This is a genomic window from Caulobacter sp. Root1455 (assembly GCF_001426905.1).
Lineage (GTDB): Bacteria > Pseudomonadota > Alphaproteobacteria > Caulobacterales > Caulobacteraceae > Caulobacter.
The window spans coordinates 254,039-271,678 of the sequence record NZ_LMFQ01000022.1; the positions used below are offsets into that span (position 1 = coordinate 254,039).

A 17,640-nucleotide genomic window follows, 5' to 3' on the forward strand; every position below is an offset into this window, starting at 1 on the left:
CCGGCCTGTTCGTTGCCGGCTTCCGCGCAGGAAGTCAGGTTTCGGACACCCTGTCCATGCCGCCGCGAGAAAGCCCATGCCCCACTCCGCCCACGGCCCCGCCGCCCACGACGAAGTGGGCCTCACCATCCACGACGCCGCGCGCTACGACCTGCTCGTCGGCCTGCTCACCCTCGGGGGCGAACGCCGGCTGCGCGAAAGGATCCTGAACCTGGCCGGCCTTCGTCCGGGCGAGTTGGTCCTGGACATGGGTTGCGGCACCGGCTCCCTGGCCATGCTCGCCAAGCGGCGCGTCGGGCCTTCCGGTTCGGTCCACGGCCTGGATCCTTCGCCGGAGATGCTCGAACGCGCCGCGGCCAAGGCCAGCCGCGCCGGGATTACTCTGTCCCTGTCCAAAGGGGCGGTGCAGGCGATGCCCTACCCCGACGCCAGCTTCGACGTCGTGATCTCCACCTTCGTGCTGCATCACGTCCCGGCGTCCGTCCGGCGGACGATGGCGCATGAGATCCGGCGCGTCCTCAAGCCAGACGGCCGCGCCTTGCTGGTGGACTTCGGTCCGCCCAAGGCCTCCGAGCGCGGCGCGATCGACCATTTCCATCGCCACGGCTTCGTCCGGATCGACGAGGTCGTCGCCGATCTGGAGGACGCCGGCTTCAGGACCGCCTCGGGCCCGGTCGGCGCCAAGGGTCTCGATTTCGTGCGGGCCGGGACGGAGCAATTCATCGCCGCCCAGCAGATCGCCAGCCCGCGACGGAAAGGTCATGGCCACGCCGCGCTCGCCGCGGGCGTCGGCCTGCTGGCGCTGGCGGTCCCGATCGCCCTTCACGTCGGCGCGGCGATGTCGCTGTGGCGCATGCCCCACGCGCCGCCGCTTTCGCTGACAGGGACGGTCGTCGGCGCGATCGTCCTGGTGGTCGTCGTCAAGCTGACCCTGTTCCGTGTCGCCCATCGCTTCGCGGGAAGGCTGATGGCGCGGTGGGTTCGCGTCGGGCACGACTAGGGCGTCGGCCGACAGATCGGCAGCCGGCCTCGACGCGGAATGAGTCGGCCACCGTTAGCGGACCCTAAGAGCGGCGGAACTGGCCCTTCCGCCCTCGCGTCCCTACATCCCCCACCGTTGACGCATCCGTCCGCGCCCGGTACCGCCCCTGTCCATGACCGATCTGCCCACTGGCCTCTCCGCCCTCGCCGACCGCTATGACGTTTTGCTGTGCGACGTCTGGGGGGTCATCCACAACGGGGTCGAGAGCTTCCCGGAGGCCTGCCGGGCCCTGGTCGAGTGGCGGACCCACCACGGGCCGGTGATCCTGATCTCCAATTCGCCGCGCCCGTCGCAGGCCGTGGTCGAGCAGCTGGACCGGCTGGGCGTGCCGCGCGAGGCCTGGAGCGCCTTCGTCACCTCGGGCGACGCCACCCGCACCCTGCTGGCCGCCCGCGCGCCCGGCCCGGCCTGGATCGTCGGCCCCGAGCGCGACTTCACGCTCTATGAGGGCCTGGGCCTGGAGACCGCCGGCCCCGAGGACGCGGCCTTCGTCGCCGTCACCGGCATGGTCGACGACGAGAACGAGGCGCCCGCCGACTACGCCGATCGTCTGGCGATCGCCGCCGAACGCGGCCTGACCCTGATCTGCGCCAATCCCGACCGGGTGGTGCAGCGCGGCGCGCGGCTGATCTATTGCGGCGGCGCCCTGGCCGACCTCTACGAGACCCTGGGCGGGCAGGTGCTGATGGCCGGCAAGCCCTACAAGCCGATCTACGACCTGGCCCTGGCGGAAGCCGAAGCCCTGAAGGGCGGCCCGGTCGACCGCGCGCGGGTGCTGTGCATCGGCGACGGCGTGGTCACCGACGTCAAGGGCGCCCACGACGAGGGCCTGGCCTGCCTGTTCATCGCCAAGGGCATCCACGGCGAGGCCGCCGTCGGCCCCGACGGCAAGCTGGATCCGACCCGGGTCGCGGGCCTGCTGGCCGCCGAACGGGTGGGCGCGACCCACGCCATGAGCGATCTGGTCTGGTAGAGCCCGCCCTGATCGCTAAGATTGGTGCAACGCACAAAAAAATGAGGGGCGCTATGCAGGGACTGTTTCTCGAGGACATCAGCGTCGGCCAGTCGGCCGAGCTGGTCCGCACCGTGGGCGAGGCCGACATCGTCGCCTTCGCCGCCGTGACCGGCGACAACAATCCGGTCCACCTGGACGCCGAATACGCGGCCGGCACCAGCTTCGGCGAGCGCATCGCCCACGGCATGCTGTCGGCCGGCTACATCTCGGCGGTGCTGGGCACCACCCTGCCCGGTCCCGGCGCGATCTATCTGTCCCAGTCCCTGGCCTTCAAGCGTCCGGTCAAGATCGGCGACGAGGTCACCGCCCGCGTCACGGTGACGGCGATCGACGACGCCAAGGCCCGGGTGACGTTCGCCACCACCTGCCTGGTGCGCGGCAACGCCGTGGTCGACGGCGAGGCCGTGGTCATGGTCCCGCGCAGAGCCGCCGCGTAAGGAAATCCGCATGCGCCTGAAGACGATCCACGGCTGGAAGGACGTGCCGCCGGCCGAACGGGGCGCCTGCGTGGCCCTGGGCAATTTCGACGGCGTGCATCGCGGCCACCAGCAGGTGATCGCCCAGGCGGCGAAAGCCTCGCTGGCCGACAAGCTGCCGCTGGGCGTGGTCACCTTCGACCCGCACCCGCGCCGGCTGTTTCGCCCCACCGAGCCGGCCTTCAAGCTGATGACCCACCCCCAGCAGGCCCGCGCGCTGGAGGCCCTGGGCGTGGACCTGCTGTACCTGCTGCCGTTCGACTTCGAGATGGCCAGCTTCAACGACCGCGAGTTCGTCGAGAAGGTGCTGGTGGGAGGCCTCGGCGTTAAGCACGTCGCCGTCGGCTTCGACATCTCGTTCGGCCGAGGCCGCACCGGCAGCGCCGACCTGATGAAGGCCTATGGCCAGGAGTACGGCTTCTCGGTCTCGGTGGCCGAACCGGTGGCCAACCGCGAGGGCGAGAAGTTCTCGTCGACCGGGGTGCGCGACGCCCTGCGCGACGGACACCCCGAGGGCGCCGCGCGCATCCTGGGCCGGCCGTTCGCCATCGAGGGCGTCGTGCGGCGCGGCCAGCAGCTGGGCCGCCAGCTGGGCTTCCCCACGGCCAATGTCGAGGTCGAGGACTATGTGGTGCCCAAGCTGGGCGTCTACGCCACCCGCACCCGCCTGCCGGACGGCCGCGAGGTGCCCGGCGTGGCCAATCTGGGCAACAACCCCACCACCGGCGAGGTCGAGACCCGGCTGGAGACCTGGCTGTTCGACTTCGACGAGGACCTCTACGGCCAGGTCATCGAGACCGACCTGATCGCCTTCCTGCGCCCCGAACTGAAGTTCGACAGCATCCCGCTGCTGGTCGAGCAGATCCGGCGCGACGAGGTCGCCGCCCGGGCGATCGTGGCCCCGGCGTTCTGAGGCGTTTGATCAAGCGCTTGGCGTGAAGGCCGGGCGGGGTCTAACGTGGTCGCATGGCAACGCACCTGAACGCTGACGACCGCCTCCTCATGGACCGCTATTTCGATTGCGTGCTCCTGCGCTATTCGGAGGGCGTCTACAATCTCGACACCGCCCGGGCCGAACTGGCCGAGGCCTTCCTGCAGATGACCCGGGAGGAGCCCGGCTTCCGCACCCACATGCAGGCCGTGGTCGACGCGCGCGACGACGCCTAGATCTTGTCGCCATTCGTGGGTGATCCCCCACTTTTCAGTCGTCATTCCCGCCCTTGTGGCGGGAACCCCTTTGTCCGTAGCAAGTGCGCGTGTGTGGCGCGCTGGCGCGCCAAAGCGCTTCACCGTCGGCTGAACCAGGGGTTCCCGCCACAAGGGCGGGAATGACGGACAAAGGGAAGGGTTCGGAGACCGGCTGAACGGTCCAAACGCTGAATGTCGATAGGCCCTAGGACGACACGCGCCGACTCGCCAACCTCCGTTCTTCCCGTTAACCTTTGCCGTTCACGGGCGGGGGCCGGATGTTGAAAGCGCGCAAGTACGAGATCTTCGCCAAGGCCCGGCGGCCCAAGGGGCCGCGGCGGCATGAGATCCTCTCCTATCCCGACCACGAGGCCGAGGGCGCGGTGTTCGTGCTCGACCCCGGCGGGCCGGCGCCGTTCTGCGTGGTCCCCCCGACCGACGACGGCCTGCTGGACGCCTATTCCAACGCCGTGGTCCGCGCCGTCGAGGTGGTCGGACCCAGCGTCGTGCGCATCCATCCGATGCTGGAGGACCCGCGCATGCAGGGCGTCGGCTCGGGCTTCGCCATCGCGCCGAACGGCCTGATCCTGACCAACAGCCACGTGGTCCAGGGCGCCAACCGCTTCATCGTCATCACCGCCGAGGGCCGCAGCGTGACGGCCCGTTGCGTCGGCGACGATCCCGACACCGACCTGGCCCTGCTGCAGCTGGACCAGCGTCTGGACCTGCCGGTCGCCAAGCTGGGCAACTCCAAGGCTTTGCGGCGCGGCCAGCTGGTGATCGCCATCGGCGCCCCGCTGGGCTTCGAGGCGACGGTGACCACCGGCGTGGTCTCGGCGATGGGCCGGTCCCTGCGCGGCGAGCGCGGCCGGCTGATCGAGGACCTGATCCAGACCGACGCCGCCCTCAATCCCGGCAACAGCGGCGGCCCGCTGGTCAGCTCGTCCGGCGAGGTGGTGGGCATCGCCACCGCCGTGATCGCCGGCTATCCGGGCCTGTGCTTCGCCGTGGCCTCCAACACCGCCAGCTTCGTGATCGCCGAGCTGATCGACCACGGCCACGTGCGGCGCGGCTCGATCGGCCTGGTCGCCCAGCAGGCCCCGATCCCGCCGGGCCTGGCCCGGGCGACGGGCGTGACCCAGGGCTATGCGGTGTTCGTGGCCCAGGTCGACGCCGGCGGTCCCGCCGCCAAGGCCGGGGTGCGCGAGGGCGACCTGCTGATCAGCGCCGGCGGCGCGCCGCTGACCGGCCTGGACGACCTGCTGCGCGCCCTGGACCACCACAGCATCGACAAGCCCGCCCCGTTCGTCCTGATCCGCCAGGGCAAGCTGATGACGGTGATGATTACCCCCCGGGCGCGCAAGCGCGGTTAAGATCGTCGGATACCCGACAGGCTTAAGCAAAGCCGTGTCCGAATCTTGAGAAAATACGGATAACGTTGATTTTTCACCATAGACGCAACCCACGGCCACCCCTACACTTTTGGCGTCAGTGGAGGAAATTCACGTGGGGTCTGAGGTTCGGGTGAGACGCTTGTGGCGGAAGACTTGGCGCGCGGCGCGGCTCCTCCTGCCCCCCAAACCGATCCTGACCTCGCTGGAAGGCAAGATCCTGGCCTCCGCCTGGGCCCTGGCCGCCCTGACCACCCTCAGCGTCGCCCTGGCCCAGGGCCTGCGGATGTTCCTGCTCTCGGCCCTGGCCGTCCTGTTCGGCACCCTGGCGGCGTTGTGGATGCTGGACGGCCTGGCGCGGCGGTAGGGCCCTCTCCTCACCCGTGAAACGGGGGAGGTGGCGCGATGCGGATACGCATCGTGACGGAGGGGGCGCTCCACAGGTTCAACAAAACCCAGCCGACTAGAGGCGGCTCGACGCCCCCTCCGTCACGGCGCCGATGGCGCCGCGCCACCTCCCCCGCTTTGCGGGTGAGGAGAAGCATCCCCGTTTGCCCCTCCCCTCCGCCTCTGCTATCCCCCGCCCCATGCCTTTCGTTCGGAAAACCCCGCGAATTAACCGCCCGGCGTGACGCCGCCGGACGAGCGCTCCAGCGCGCGCCGGCCCATCACGCCGGGAATGACCACCCCGCACCTTCCTTCCGAACATTCCAAGCTGGATAGCTCTCCCATGGCCGACGACGCCACGACGACCGCCCGCGACTACCGCGAAACCGTCTTCCTTCCCGACACCCCGTTCCCGATGCGCGGCGGCCTGCCCAAGAAGGAGCCCGAGATCCTGGAAGGCTGGGCGGCGCTGTCCGACAAGGGCCTGTACGGCGCGGTGCGCGCCGCGCGGCAGGCCGCCGGCGCCCCGCTGTTCGTGCTGCACGACGGCCCGCCCTACGCCAACGGCGCGATCCACATCGGCCACGCCCTGAACAAGACGCTGAAGGACTTCGTGGTCCGCTCGCGCTTCGCCCTGGGCTACGACGTCGACTACGTGCCCGGCTGGGACTGCCACGGCCTGCCGATCGAGTGGAAGATCGAGGAAGAGTTCCGCGCCAAGGGCCGCCGCAAGGACGAGGTGCCGGCCGCCGAGTTCCGCAAGCGCTGCCGCGAATACGCCGCCGGCTGGATCGAGGCCCAGAAGGTCGAGTTCCAGCGTCTGGGCGTGCTGGGCGACTGGTGGAACCGCTACGCCACCATGGACTACGGCAGCGAGGCGACCATCGTCGCCGAGTTCCACAAGTTCGCCACCAGCGGCCAGCTCTATCGCGGCTCCAAGCCCGTGATGTGGAGCCCGGTCGAGCGCACGGCCCTGGCCGACGCCGAGATCGAGTATCACGATCACACGAGCCCGACCGTGTGGGTGAAGTTCCCGGTCAAGGCCTATGACGAGGACCGCTACGCCCTGTCGGGCAACGACGCCGGCGACAACGTCTTCCGCCTGCCGCCCAACGACGCCTCGGTCGTGATCTGGACCACCACCCCGTGGACCATCCCGGCCAACCGGGCGATCTCGTTCGGGCCCAAGGTCGAGTATGGTCTCTACGAGGTCGAGGCCCTGGAGGAGAACCTGGAGTTCGCCCCGTGGTCCAAGGTCGGCGACCGCCTGATCGTCGCCGACAAGCTGGCCGAGGACGTGCGCAAGGCCGCCAAGGTCGCCCAATGGCGCCGCGCCGAGCCGGTCGACCCGACGGGCCTGATCTGCGCCCACCCGCTGGCCCAGTTCGCGCCCGATCCCGCAACGGGCTACGGCTTCGACGTGCCGCTGCTGGCCGGCGAGCACGTGACCGACGACGCCGGCACAGGCTTCGTCCACACCGCCCCGGGCCACGGCGCCGACGACTATCTGGTCTGGCTGAAGAGCGGCTACGCCCTGGACTCGATCCCCGACACCGTCGATCCCGACGGCGCCTATTTCCCGCACGTGCCGCTGTTCGGCGGCCTGAAGGTCATCGAGACCGAGGGCAAGAAGGCCGGCAAGTTCGGTCCGGCCAACCCGGCCGTGATGGACAAGCTGATCGAGGCCGGGAACCTGCTGGCCCGCGGCCGCGTCGAGCACAGCTATCCGCACAGCTGGCGCTCCAAGGCCCCGGTGATCTTCCGCAACACCCCGCAGTGGTTCATCCGCATGGACCAGCCGGTGCCGACCCTGGGCGGCAAGACCCTGCGCGAGACGGCCGTCCAGGCCATCGCCGACACCGCCTTCCACCCCGACGCCGGCCGCAACCGCATCGGCTCGATGGTCGAGACCCGGCCCGACTGGCTGATCAGCCGCCAGCGCGCCTGGGGCACGCCCCTGGCCATGTTCGTCGACAAGGACACCGGCGTCCCGCTGATGGACGAGGCGGTCAACCGCCGCATCCTCGACGCCATCCAGGACGGCGGCAGCGACGCCTGGTTCGAGCTGCCCGACAGCCACTTCCTGGGCGACCGCGACCCGGCCCAGTACGAAAAGGTCGTCGACATCCTCGACGTCTGGTTCGACAGCGGCTCGACCCACGCCTTCACGCTGGAAGGCCGCAACGACAGCCGCTCGCCGGCCGACCTCTATCTGGAAGGCTCGGACCAGCACCGCGGCTGGTTCCAGTCGTCGCTTCTGGAGAGCTGCGGCACGCGCGGCCGCGCGCCGTACAAGGGCGTTCTGACCCACGGGTTCACCCAGGACGAGAACGGCGAGAAGATGTCCAAGTCCAAGGGCAACACCGTCGAGCCCCAGACCATCACCAAGGAAAGCGGCGCCGAGATCCTGCGGCTGTGGGCGGCGATGGTCGACTATTCGGAGGACCAGCGGATCGGCAAGACGATCCTGGCCACCACCACCGACGCCTATCGCAAGCTGCGCAACACCACCCGCTACCTGCTGGGCGCCCTGGCCGGCTTCGACGAGGCCGAGCGGGTCACCGACTACGCCGACTTCCCGCCGCTGGAGAAGTACATCCTGCACCGCCTGTGGGAGCTCGACGCCCACGTGAAGGCGTCCTACGAGGCCTACCGCTTCAGCGACGTGATCCGGCCGCTGATCGACTTCTGCCAGGGCGACCTGTCCAGCCTGTTCTTCGACATCCGCAAGGACAGCCTCTATTGCGACGCGCCGACCGCGTTGCGCCGCCGGGCCTATCGCACGGTGCTGGATTACGTGTTCGAGCGCCTGACCGTGTGGCTGTCGCCCCTGACCAGCTTCACCATGGAAGAGGCCTGGACGACGCGCTTCCCCGACGCCGGTTCGAACGTGCTGCGGGTGATGCCCGAGACCCCGGCCGCCTGGCGCAACGACGCCGAGGCCGCCCGCTGGGCCAAGGTCGAGACCGTGACCTCGGTGGTCACCTCGGCCCTGGAGGTCGAGCGCCGCGACAAGCGGATCGGTTCGGCCCTGGAGGCCGCGCCGGTGGTGCACATCGCCCAGCCCGACCTGCTGGCCGCCTTCGACGGCCTGGACGCCGCCGAGGTGTTCCGCACCAGCGCCGCGACCCTGGTGGCCGGGACGTCGGCCGGGGCCTTCGCCCTGGACGAGGTCAAGGGCGTGGCCGTCGAGGTCAAGCTGGCCGAAGGCAAGAAGTGCGCCCGCTCGTGGCGCATCCTGCCGGAGGTGGGAACCGATCCGCGCTATCCGGAGCTCAGCCTACGTGACGCCGAAGCTGTGGCGTGGTGGGATGCGCGGCACGCGGTTTAAGATCACCCTCTCCCAGAGGGAGAGGGAGGGAACCGCGCCGCCAGGCGTGGGAGGGTGAGGGGGTAAGACGCCCGACGGCGTGCCGGCACGCCGGCAAACGGTGTAACCCCTCACCTTCCCACCGCTGCGCGGCGGGCCCCTTCCTCTCCCTCTGGGAGAGGATCAAAGGAAAAGCGGACGAAGAATGCTCAAGATCACACGCCTCGGCTGGACCGCCTACGCCATCGCGATCGTCACGGTCGTGCTGGACCAGATCAGCAAGGCCTGGATCCTGGCCACGCTGGGAACCGTGCCCGGCGCCAGCCAGCCGGTGGCCGGCCCGTTCTACCTGACCCTGGTCCACAATTTCGGCATGAGCTTTGGCCTGTTCCGCGGCTCGGAGCTCAGCCGCTGGCTGCTGACGATCTTCTCGGCCGTCGTGGTGGTGGGCCTGGCGGTCTGGGCGCGCAAGGCGGTCAAGCCGCTGATGGCGGGGGGGATCGGCCTGATCATCGGCGGGGCGTTCGGCAACAACCTGATCGACCGCATCCGCTACGGCTATGTCGTCGACTTCATCGACGTCTCGCGGATGCATTTCCCCTGGGTGTTCAACGTCGCCGACTCGGCCATCACCGTCGGGGTCTGCCTGCTGCTGCTGGACAGCTTCCTGGCCGAGGAAAAAAAGCTGGCCAATCCCGACGGTCACGGGCTGTAGGGCGTATCGACGTTCAACGGCGGGGGCGAAAACCTCGTCCTTCGACAAACTCAGGATGAGGTTTTTCCGATGCTCAGGATGAGGTTTTCCTGATGCTCAGCGCCAAAAAATGGTCCTCATCCTGAGCTTGTCGAAGGACGAGAGCCACGCGCCGAGCTTGAAGACTGATCTGCTTCGACGCGACAGATGCGCCCTAACGAAGCCACGATCTCAAGGAAGATTGGCGCCCGGCCTCGGATGTCGTATCGAGAGCGTCCGAAAATGTCGGCCCGGGGGGCCGCTGGAGCAGGTTTCATGAGTTTCTATCGGGTCGCGACCCTGGGCGTTCTGGCCTCCGTGGCCGCCATGGGCCTCGCCGGTTGCCAGTCCACGTCCAAGGCTCTGGGCATGAGCAAGGTCGTTCCGGACGAATTCCGCGTCGTCACCAAGGCCCCGCTGGTGGTGCCGCCCGACTACAGCCTGCGCCCGCCGGCCCCCGGCGAGCCGCGCCCGCAGGAACTGCAGCCCGAGAGCGCCGCGCGCATGGCCCTGGTCGGCCAGAGCAACGCCGCCAGCCGCTCGGACGGCGAAAAGCTGCTGGTCTCCAAGGCCGGCGTCGAAAAGGCCGACCCGCTGATCCGCTTCGTCGTCGACGACGAGAACGGCGACCTGGCGCACAAGGACGAGAGCTTCTCGCAGAAGGTCATGTTCTGGAAGAAGGGCGACAAGACCGCCGCCCCGACCGCGGCCGAGACCGGCGCCACCCAGGCCGCCCCGATCGACGCCGCCACCGAGGAGGCCCGCCTCAAGAGCCTGACCGGCAACGGCACGATCGTCATCGCCCGCGAAAAGGAAAGCAAGATCAAGCTTCCGGGCCTGTAGGGCCGGACTTGATCCGCTGAGATTTGCAGAGGCCCGGAGGCGACAGCTTCCGGGCCTTTTTGCGGCGAACACTTGCCCCCTACGGACCGCTTCGCGGTCGTCTTCCCCCACAGGGGGAAGAGGACGCCGCGCTTTCGTCCTCCGCCCCCTATGGGGGCGGACAGACCGCGCAGCGGTCAGGTGGGGGCAAGTGGGTGAGCCACTATTCCCCCGGCGTCGACACCTCGAACCCTCGGCTGCGCATCTGGTCCAGCACCCCGCCCCGCGCCACCAGGCTTCGGATGCCGAACACCGCCACCGCGTGTCCCGGGGTGTTCATCGCCGCGCTCAGGGCCTCGACCTCGTCGTGCGTGCCCTTGCGCTCCAGATCGGCCATGCCCGGCAGGGCCAGCAGGCAGCGCTGGAAGTTGCGGGGACCGGCGATCGCGCCGCGCACGTCGCCCCGCGCCCAGGCCCGGGCGGCGGCGCGGGCGGCCTCGGGTCCGGCGTTGACCTCGTCGAGCACGCCCTCCAGGCAGATCAGCCCGGCCTCGCGCGAGTGCTCGCGCACCGCCGTCTTGACCAGCGGCATGACGTTGTAGGTCGCGGCCGGCCGCGTCTTGACCCGATGCTTGCGGGCCAGGCGGGCGATCGCGCGCTCCGGCTCGGCCGGCTCCAGCCGCACCGTCTTGCGATAGTCGCCGGCCATCATGATCCCCGCCCCCAGCGGGCTCCAGCCGTTGTAGGCGTCGGCGCCCTTGCCCAGGACGACGCGGGCCCGCGCCAGCTTGGGCGCCAGCTCACCGACCGAGGCGTCCAGCGGGGCGGCCGACTTCAGCCTGCCGCGCAGGGCCAGGGCGGCCGGCAGGTCGCCGAGCCCGGCCTTGCCCTCCGGCGGCAGGATCACCGCGAAGGCCCCCTCCAGCCGATGGTCCAGCACGCTCGTGTCCCAGGCCTGGCCGCGCGGCAGGGCCTGCAGCACGCCCAGCATGTAGATCGTGGTGTCGCCGTCCGAGATCCGCCACCAGGCCGGGCCGGGCAGCTTGGCGGCGACCACCAGGGCCTCCACGACATTGGCCTCGGGATCGTCGAGGGCGGGCGGGTTCTGGGCGCGGGCGGGGGTGGTGGTGAGAAGCCCAGCGGCCATCGCCAGAATCGCTAGTCGCCGCATGCGGGCCTCCGAACCTCGAGATCGAACTCTCGCACTTCGCCTCCGCCGCTGTCCCTCCCCTTTATGGGGAGGGGGGACCAGCGAAGCTGGTGGGTGGGGCTTCACCGCCGCAACGGCGCCCTGCACCGATCCCCCACCCGACCCGCTACGCGGGCCCCCCTCCCCGCAAGGGGGAGGGAAGGACAACTGTCACTCCCCCGGCGTCGTCACCGTGAAGCCCTTGGCCCGCAGCTGCTCCAGCACCCCGCCCTCGGCCAGCAGCGAACGCAGCTCGATCACCGCCACCGCCTTGCCGGGGGTGTTCAACGCCGCCGTAACCGCCTTGACCGCGTCGGTCTGGCCGGACCGCAGCGTCCGGGCGATGGCCGGGGTCGAGGCCAGGCAGCGCGAGAAGCCGCGATCGGCCGAGACCACCGCGCGCACCTCGCCGCGCGCCCAGCGCTCGGCCGTGATCGCGACCCCGCCCTCGCCGTTCTCGGCCTGGCGCAGGCCGGCGTCCAGGCACAGCTCCTGCAGCGGCTGCGGCGCCGCGCCCAGGGATTTCACGGCGTCGACCAGGCTGTAGCCGGGCAGGCTCTGGATGCGTGGGCGCTTTTCGAGGTCCTTGCCCTTGGCGATCTCGCGGATCCGGTCGGTGACCCCGCCCAGGTGGATCGACACGTCGCCGCCCTCCCCCGCATTGGCCACCAGGAAGCCGGCGAAGGCGGGCTTCACGTCATCCATGGCGTCGGGCTTTTCCTTCATGATCGCCAGCCGCGCCTCCAACCGAGCCCGCAGCTCGGGCGGCAGGGTCTGGCGCATCGGCTTGTCGGTGATGAAGAAGCGCTTGCCGCCCAGGGCCAGGCCGACGATCCGCACCACGCTGATGTCGGCCTCCTGGCCCATGATCAGCACGTTGGCCCCGTCCACCCGCCGCTTGAACACCGACTCGTCGACCTCCAGCTTCGACGGCGTCATGGCCGGCACGCCCAGCACATAGACCGTGGTGTCGGCGTCGCTGACCTTCCACCAGGCCGGGCCGGGCAGCCGGGCGTTGACCACCAGCGCCTCGACGAGGTTGGCCTCGGGGTCGACCACCCGCAGGTCGATCGGGCCGGAGGCGTCGACGGCCTGCTGGGCGAAGGCGGCGGGGCCGCAAAACAGCAACCCCAGCGCTGTCATCCCGGCCGCGGCGCAGCGAAGAGCCGGGACCGCCGGAAGCGCGGCGCTCAGGCGTCGGTCCCGGATCCTAGCGCCGCGCGCTTCGTCCGGGATGACAGGGGAAAGGATGCGGGCCTTCTTGCCGAAAGCTCCTGCGAAACCGATGCGCGTCACTATCTGTGATCCTCCAGACCGAGCGGAATCGATCTAGGATGATCGGTCTTCCGCACTTGGACGGGCCCAGGCCGGGCCGGTCAAATTACCATGCCGCAATGCGGGCCTTTTCCGGGGTCCGCGCCGAAAGCCCGCCCACCATGCCGATCCGCCGCCTGCCGCCCGAGACCGTCAACCGCATCGCCGCCGGCGAGGTGGTCGAGCGGCCGGCCAGCGCCATCAAGGAGCTGGTCGACAACGCCATCGACGCCGGCGCCACGCGGATCGAGGTCGAGGCCCACGGCGGCGGCCTGACCCGCATCCTGGTGGCCGACGACGGCTGCGGCCTCAGCGCCGAGGAGCTGCCGGTGGCCATCGAGCGCCACGCCACCTCCAAGTTGGCCCCCGACGCCGAGGGCCTGTGGGACCTGCTGGCCATCCACACCATGGGCTTCCGGGGCGAGGCCCTGCCGTCGATCGGCTCGGTGGCCCGGCTGTCGATCTCGTCGCGCGCCAAGGGCCAATCCGACGCCTGGTCGATCCTGGTCGAGGGCGGGGCCGTCGGCGACGTCGCCCCCGCCGCCTTCGCCGGCGACCACGGGGCGCGGATCGAGGTGCGCGACCTGTTCTACGCCACCCCCGCGCGCCTGAAGTTCATGAAGTCGGAACGCGCCGAGGCCCTGGCGATCACCGAGGAGATCAAGCGCCAGGCCATGGCCAACGAGAGCGTCGGCTTCTCGCTGGACATCGACGGCCGCCGCGTCATCCGCCTGCCGCCCGAGCATCCGGGACCGCAGGGCCGCCTGGCCCGCCTGTCGGCCGTGCTGGGCCGCGACTTCCAGGACAACGCCATCGAGATCGACCAGACCCGCGACGGCGTGCGCCTGACCGGCTTCGCGGGCCTGCCCACCTACAACCGCGGCAACGCCGCCCACCAGTACCTGTTCGTCAACGGCCGTCCCGTGCGCGACCGGCTGCTGCAGGGCGCCCTGCGCGCCGCCTACGCCGACTTCCTGGCGAGAGACCGCCACCCGACGGCCGCCCTCTACATCAGCCTCGACACCAGCGAGGTCGACGTCAACGTCCACCCGGCCAAGGCCGAGGTGCGGTTCCGCGACCCGGCCCTGGTGCGCGGCCTGATCGTCGGGGCCCTGCGCCACGCCCTGGCCGGAGCCGGCCACCGCGCCTCGACCACCACGGCGGCGTCGGCGCTGGACGCCATCCGAGCGCAGACCATGGCCGGGCCCGGCGGTTACTCCAGCTACCAGCCCGGCCCTTCGCCCGCCGGCTTCTCGGCCTGGCGGTCGGGCGGCTGGACGCGGCCCGCGCCGCAGGTGCTGCCGGGGATGTCGGACGTCTCGGCCCGGGTCGAGCCGGGCGGTTTTGGGGTCGCCGAGGCGGTGCGCGAGGCGGCCTATGGCGACTATGACGCCCCGCCTTCCATCGCCTATCCAGGGGGCATGAGCGAAGGCCCCGCCCCCGTCTTCGATCCCGTCGACTTCCCGCTGGGCGCGGCCCGGGCCCAGGTGCACGAGACCTATATCGTCGCCCAGACCCGCGACGGCGTGGTCATCGTCGACCAGCACGCCGCCCACGAGCGCCTGGTCTATGAGCGGATGAAGGGCGAGATGGCGGCCGGCGGCGTCGCCCGCCAGGCCTTGCTGCTGCCCGAGGTGGTCGAGCTGGACCCCGCCGAGGCCGAGCGCGTCGTCGCCCGCGCCGACGAGCTGGCGGCCCTGGGCCTGGTGATCGAGAGCTTCGGCCCCGGCGCGGTGCTGGTGCGCGAGACCCCGGCCCTGCTGGGCAAGACCGACGCCGCCGGCCTGGTCCGCGACATCGCCGACGACCTGGCCGAGAACGGCCAGGCCCTGGCCCTGAAAGAGCGCCTGGAGGAGGTCTGCTCCACCATGGCCTGCCACGGCAGCGTGCGGGCGGGACGGCGGCTGAACGGGGCGGAGATGAACGCCCTGCTGCGGGAGATGGAGGCGACGCCCCACTCGGGCCAGTGCAACCACGGGCGGCCGACTTATGTGGAGCTGAAGCTGGCGGATATTGAGCGGCTGTTTGGGAGGAGGTAGAGGCGGTTAGTGTCTGCTTTCGCCCTGGTCAGACATTCGCAAAGTCTGATCCGGCACCGAGCATAGCCGACCCTCACTAGGGCGTTGAGCTTCTCTTGACTCAATTGCCAACAGAGCTTGTGCGCCTCTCTCAGCGGCTAGCCGAACACCTCGCTATGTGAGCCCACGCGGACAAGCTCAATCGCCGTTTCCGTCTGTCGGTAAATCAGCACCAAGTCGGGCTTGAGGTGACAGTCCCGCGATCCCGTCCACTTGCCCTTGAGCGCGTGGTCATTGTTCGCCGCCGGCAGCTTCGTACCTCCGCACAGCAGTTCCGTGACCGCCTTCAGAAGCTCGTCGAGGTCTTCAGAGTGATGGCCTTTCTTCTCTCGCTTGTAGTCACGCTTGAACCTACGGGTATAGGCAAGATCCAACATCACGCGGCCCCTTCGTCAGTCGGCGCGGGATCCGGAGTCGGAGGAACCGTGGGCGGCATTCCGAAAACTTCGGCGGCGGTCATCGGAGGCGGCGGCGGCGGGACCAGGGAGGAAGCCGGAGCAGGAGAAGGCGTCGGCGTGGGGAACATGTCCATCGCCCCCACTTCCAAAGCCAGTCCGATCAGCGCGTTATAGCTCGCGTCCACGAGTCCGGGCGTCTTCTGCTCATGATGCCAGTGCAGGGCGAGATGCGGATTGTAGATCAAGGCATGCGTCATCGGCCCTGCCTTACCCGCCTTGAGGCTGATGAACTGCAACTCTTCGAGTTTCTTCATGCGGGCCGCCCAGGTATGTTCCCCGCGCTGGCCGCCAAAACCCGACGCAAAGGCCATTTCGCTGGGCTTGATCACCTGGACAAACCCGTTATCCCAGGTCGAACACCAGAGGGTCATGTAGGTGGACGACACGGGGGCGCCCTTTGTCATCTCGTCCATAATCCGCATGATTAGCGGCATGGTCTTAGGGATGGTCGTAAAACCCTTATGGGCCTTTCGATCCCACAGATAAGGAGCCATTCCCGGCCACAGGTGGTCACGCAGCGCCAGTTGCTTCTTCGCAATCACCCCACCTTCTCGAACCGAAACCATCGGCGTTTTCCTCAGCAAAGAGCGCGATCTCAACCCCGCACGATGCGAGAAGGGTCGTTTGAACTCGAAAACATGATATTATAAAAAGCGAATAAAAACAATGACTTATGCACTTACTGATGCAACATGAGTTGCAGGGTTATGCATATTCGAGGTACTGAGTTTTCCTAGTATATTTCATCTCAATTATGGTTTTGCAATATATGCTGCACATAGATTATGTAACACATTGATTTTATTGGCATTATAGGATTTCTAGCTGTGCTGACCATGTGCTCGATGTGCTGACACATGCTGGTCGTGCTGCCGGTGCTGCCGGATGGTCTGGAAGGGTAGGGCCAAAAAATTTGACCCTTAAAGTTTTGTAGCTACATCGTAGTTACAGGCTCTCAGAAGAGCTCACAAAGGAATAGATATGGCTTCGTTGGAAATGGTGCGAGCGCGGATCGATTCTGACCTTAAGCGGGCCGCTACTGTCGCCCTTGCCGACATGGGACTGACCGTCTCGGACGCTATCCGCATGTTGCTCGTACGGGTGGCCACCGAGAAAGCATTGCCCTTCGACGTGCGGATCCCGAACGCGACTACCCGGGCCGCCCTTGATGCTGCGGAGCGTGGCGAAGTTACGAAAGTCGATAGTTTCGGCGCGCTGCTGGCCAATTTGAACGACTAGCGGGGCAGGCTGCCCGGCGCGGTCTACTCCAGCGTAGCGGCGAAAGTTGCCCTTCAAGCGCTGCGTCGAAGACCGCCATCCACACATCACTGACTTCGGAAGGTCAGGTCCCAACTGCCCTATTTCGCCGCCCCAGATGCGGCCACGCCTTAAAGCCTTGGTGGATCGGAGCTCTGGGGACTGACCGAGTCAAGGACTGGCCTCCGGCCAGCCGCGTCGCGGCGGCGCGGCGCGCCGTCCTTGACTCGGTCAGTCCCCAGAGCATGCTGGCAGCCAAGGTTTCAAGGCGCGGCCTCGCCGCCGCGGGCGGTCTTTCAACACCCCTCACGTCCGTCATCCTCGGACTTGTTCCGAGGACCCCTGCCTCCGCCGCGAAGGCCGTGGGGTGGCGGGCCGGCCCGCCATGGAGCCGACAGCGCGGCTGAACGCGGGGTCCTCGGAACAAGTCCGAGGATGACGGTGGCGGAGAGCGGGGCGCGGTCTTGAACCCTCTCCCAGAGGGTTTTGGCGTTTACACTCGGCGGATAGCCGACAAACCCCCACGATTTCAACGTCCTGAACTTTCTCGACCCGATTTGGTCCTCACCCTCCAAACCGCCCGTATCCTTGTCCCACCTCGTCGCAGGGAAAGGGCGCATGGCCAGCGACCGATGCGGCGGCGGGGGGCGANCTCGACCCGATTTGGTCCTCACCCTCCAAACCGCCCGTATCCTTGTCCCACCTCGTCGCAGGGAAAGGGCGCATGGCCAGCGACCGATGCGGCGGCGGGGGGCGACCGAGCGGGAAGCTCTGTCGGCGGCGGGATCCGCGTGCGTAGGGACCTCGTCAAACCTCACGTCTCCAGGGCCGGCCGGGCATGGAACACTAAAACGGCGTGKCGTGAGGGCTGACCTAGCAGCAGGCGGRCGGTGACRCGYTCGCGGTCCGGGACCGGGTGTCGTTGACCTGGCCCGCCCGTCGGAGGCTTCAAGGCGGCGAGGCCCTAACAGGGCTCAGCG

At 68.7% G+C, this 17,640-nt stretch carries 16 protein-coding genes and 2 pseudogenes; 12 read left to right on the forward strand and 6 right to left on the reverse strand.

Annotated features, from left to right (window positions below; translation table 11 throughout):
• The first annotated feature begins 76 nt into the window (after positions 1-76).
• The 7 genes from ASD21_RS15700 to ASD21_RS15730 all read left to right on the forward strand — a co-directional run bounded on the left by ASD21_RS15700 (position 77) and on the right by ASD21_RS15730 (position 5,479).
• A complete protein-coding gene (locus tag ASD21_RS15700) occupies positions 77-1,000 on the forward strand; it encodes a class I SAM-dependent methyltransferase (RefSeq protein WP_056443126.1) in 924 nt (307 codons plus the stop codon).
• A 154-nt stretch (positions 1,001-1,154) separates the two neighbouring features.
• Positions 1,155-2,015 carry a TIGR01459 family HAD-type hydrolase gene (locus ASD21_RS15705; protein ID WP_056443129.1) on the forward strand — a complete coding sequence of 287 codons (861 nt, stop codon included), beginning with the start codon at positions 1,155-1,157 and terminating at the stop codon, positions 2,013-2,015.
• A gap of 53 nt (positions 2,016-2,068) precedes the next feature.
• Positions 2,069-2,494 (forward strand): MaoC family dehydratase, encoded by a 426-nt coding sequence (locus tag ASD21_RS15710; protein ID WP_056443131.1) that lies wholly within the window; start codon positions 2,069-2,071, stop codon positions 2,492-2,494.
• Between the two features lie 10 nt (positions 2,495-2,504).
• Positions 2,505-3,446 carry a bifunctional riboflavin kinase/FAD synthetase gene (locus ASD21_RS15715; protein ID WP_056443133.1) on the forward strand — a complete coding sequence of 314 codons (942 nt, stop codon included), beginning with the start codon at positions 2,505-2,507 and terminating at the stop codon, positions 3,444-3,446.
• A gap of 89 nt (positions 3,447-3,535) precedes the next feature.
• Positions 3,536-3,700 carry a hypothetical protein gene (locus ASD21_RS15720; RefSeq protein WP_235523897.1) on the forward strand — a complete coding sequence of 55 codons (165 nt, stop codon included), beginning with the start codon at positions 3,536-3,538 and terminating at the stop codon, positions 3,698-3,700.
• Between the two features lie 299 nt (positions 3,701-3,999).
• Positions 4,000-5,094: a S1C family serine protease gene (locus ASD21_RS15725; RefSeq protein ID WP_056443139.1), complete on the forward strand. Its 1,095-nt coding sequence runs from the start codon at positions 4,000-4,002 to the stop codon at positions 5,092-5,094.
• A gap of 151 nt (positions 5,095-5,245) precedes the next feature.
• Entirely contained in the window at positions 5,246-5,479 is a 234-nt protein-coding gene (locus ASD21_RS15730; RefSeq protein WP_235523896.1) for a hypothetical protein, read from the forward strand.
• Between the two features lie 5 nt (positions 5,480-5,484).
• On the opposite strand, the pseudogene ASD21_RS24815 reads toward ASD21_RS15730, so the two are convergent.
• Positions 5,485-5,571, reverse strand: a pseudogene (locus ASD21_RS24815) (hypothetical protein); the annotation flags it as partial.
• Positions 5,572-5,842: 271 nt separating this feature from the next.
• On the opposite strand from ASD21_RS24815, the gene ileS reads away from it, so the two are divergent.
• From ileS to ASD21_RS15745, 3 genes are all read left to right on the forward strand, one after another.
• Positions 5,843-8,830, forward strand: coding sequence for an isoleucine--tRNA ligase (ileS, locus tag ASD21_RS15735; protein WP_056443144.1), 2,988 nt, complete (start codon positions 5,843-5,845; stop codon positions 8,828-8,830).
• A gap of 184 nt (positions 8,831-9,014) precedes the next feature.
• Positions 9,015-9,524 carry a signal peptidase II gene (lspA, locus tag ASD21_RS15740; protein WP_056443147.1) on the forward strand — a complete coding sequence of 170 codons (510 nt, stop codon included), beginning with the start codon at positions 9,015-9,017 and terminating at the stop codon, positions 9,522-9,524.
• 294 nt (positions 9,525-9,818) lie between these two features.
• Positions 9,819-10,385: a DUF3035 domain-containing protein gene (locus tag ASD21_RS15745; protein ID WP_056443152.1), complete on the forward strand. Its 567-nt coding sequence runs from the start codon at positions 9,819-9,821 to the stop codon at positions 10,383-10,385.
• A gap of 202 nt (positions 10,386-10,587) precedes the next feature.
• Here the strand turns inward: ASD21_RS15745 and ASD21_RS15750 are convergent, their stop codons facing one another.
• A complete protein-coding gene (locus tag ASD21_RS15750; protein WP_056443154.1) occupies positions 10,588-11,535 on the reverse strand; it encodes a TraB/GumN family protein in 948 nt (315 codons plus the stop codon).
• A 189-nt stretch (positions 11,536-11,724) separates the two neighbouring features.
• Positions 11,725-12,696: a TraB/GumN family protein gene (locus ASD21_RS15755; RefSeq protein WP_082554803.1), complete on the reverse strand. Its 972-nt coding sequence runs from the start codon at positions 12,694-12,696 to the stop codon at positions 11,725-11,727.
• 293 nt (positions 12,697-12,989) lie between these two features.
• Here ASD21_RS15755 and mutL point away from each other — a divergent pair, with 293 nt between their 5' ends.
• Positions 12,990-14,906, forward strand: a complete 1,917-nt coding sequence (gene mutL, locus ASD21_RS15760; RefSeq protein WP_056443221.1) for a DNA mismatch repair endonuclease MutL — start codon at positions 12,990-12,992, stop codon at positions 14,904-14,906.
• A gap of 137 nt (positions 14,907-15,043) precedes the next feature.
• Here mutL and ASD21_RS15765 read toward each other — a convergent pair whose 3' ends face one another.
• Together ASD21_RS15765 and ASD21_RS15770 are read right to left on the reverse strand one after the other, a co-directional pair.
• Complete coding sequence (locus ASD21_RS15765; RefSeq protein ID WP_056443158.1) at positions 15,044-15,322, reverse strand: type II toxin-antitoxin system RelE/ParE family toxin; 279 nt, start codon at positions 15,320-15,322, stop codon at positions 15,044-15,046.
• Positions 15,322-15,969, reverse strand: coding sequence for a hypothetical protein (locus ASD21_RS15770; RefSeq protein WP_200941446.1), 648 nt, complete (start codon positions 15,967-15,969; stop codon positions 15,322-15,324). The genes ASD21_RS15765 and ASD21_RS15770 overlap by 1 nt, the downstream gene beginning before the upstream one ends.
• 415 nt (positions 15,970-16,384) lie before the next feature.
• Between ASD21_RS15770 and ASD21_RS15775 the strand changes: the two genes are divergently transcribed.
• Positions 16,385-16,642, forward strand: coding sequence for a type II toxin-antitoxin system RelB/DinJ family antitoxin (locus tag ASD21_RS15775; protein WP_056443161.1), 258 nt, complete (start codon positions 16,385-16,387; stop codon positions 16,640-16,642).
• A 670-nt stretch (positions 16,643-17,312) separates the two neighbouring features.
• Here ASD21_RS15775 and ASD21_RS24820 read toward each other — a convergent pair.
• Positions 17,313-17,426: pseudogene (locus ASD21_RS24820) on the reverse strand (hypothetical protein); the annotation flags it as partial.
• Between the last annotated feature and the right edge of the window lie 214 nt (positions 17,427-17,640).

Coding starts and splice junctions, on each gene's coding strand:
- ASD21_RS15775 (WP_056443161.1), top strand. CDS start 16,385: ATGGCTTCGTTGGAAATGGTGCGAGCGCGGATCGATTCTGACCTTAAG.
- ASD21_RS15770 (WP_200941446.1), bottom strand. CDS start 15,969: ATGGTTTCGGTTCGAGAAGGTGGGGTGATTGCGAAGAAGCAACTGGCG.
- ASD21_RS15765 (WP_056443158.1), bottom strand. CDS start 15,322: ATGTTGGATCTTGCCTATACCCGTAGGTTCAAGCGTGACTACAAGCGA.
- ASD21_RS15720 (WP_235523897.1), top strand. CDS start 3,536: ATGGACCGCTATTTCGATTGCGTGCTCCTGCGCTATTCGGAGGGCGTC.
- ASD21_RS15725 (WP_056443139.1), top strand. CDS start 4,000: ATGTTGAAAGCGCGCAAGTACGAGATCTTCGCCAAGGCCCGGCGGCCC.
- lspA (WP_056443147.1), top strand. CDS start 9,015: ATGCTCAAGATCACACGCCTCGGCTGGACCGCCTACGCCATCGCGATC.
- mutL (WP_056443221.1), top strand. CDS start 12,990: ATGCCGATCCGCCGCCTGCCGCCCGAGACCGTCAACCGCATCGCCGCC.
- ASD21_RS15755 (WP_082554803.1), bottom strand. CDS start 12,696: ATGACAGCGCTGGGGTTGCTGTTTTGCGGCCCCGCCGCCTTCGCCCAG.
- ASD21_RS15715 (WP_056443133.1), top strand. CDS start 2,505: ATGCGCCTGAAGACGATCCACGGCTGGAAGGACGTGCCGCCGGCCGAA.
- ASD21_RS15700 (WP_056443126.1), top strand. CDS start 77: ATGCCCCACTCCGCCCACGGCCCCGCCGCCCACGACGAAGTGGGCCTC.
- ileS (WP_056443144.1), top strand. CDS start 5,843: ATGGCCGACGACGCCACGACGACCGCCCGCGACTACCGCGAAACCGTC.
- ASD21_RS15750 (WP_056443154.1), bottom strand. CDS start 11,535: ATGCGGCGACTAGCGATTCTGGCGATGGCCGCTGGGCTTCTCACCACC.
- ASD21_RS15705 (WP_056443129.1), top strand. CDS start 1,155: ATGACCGATCTGCCCACTGGCCTCTCCGCCCTCGCCGACCGCTATGAC.
- ASD21_RS15745 (WP_056443152.1), top strand. CDS start 9,819: ATGAGTTTCTATCGGGTCGCGACCCTGGGCGTTCTGGCCTCCGTGGCC.
- ASD21_RS15710 (WP_056443131.1), top strand. CDS start 2,069: ATGCAGGGACTGTTTCTCGAGGACATCAGCGTCGGCCAGTCGGCCGAG.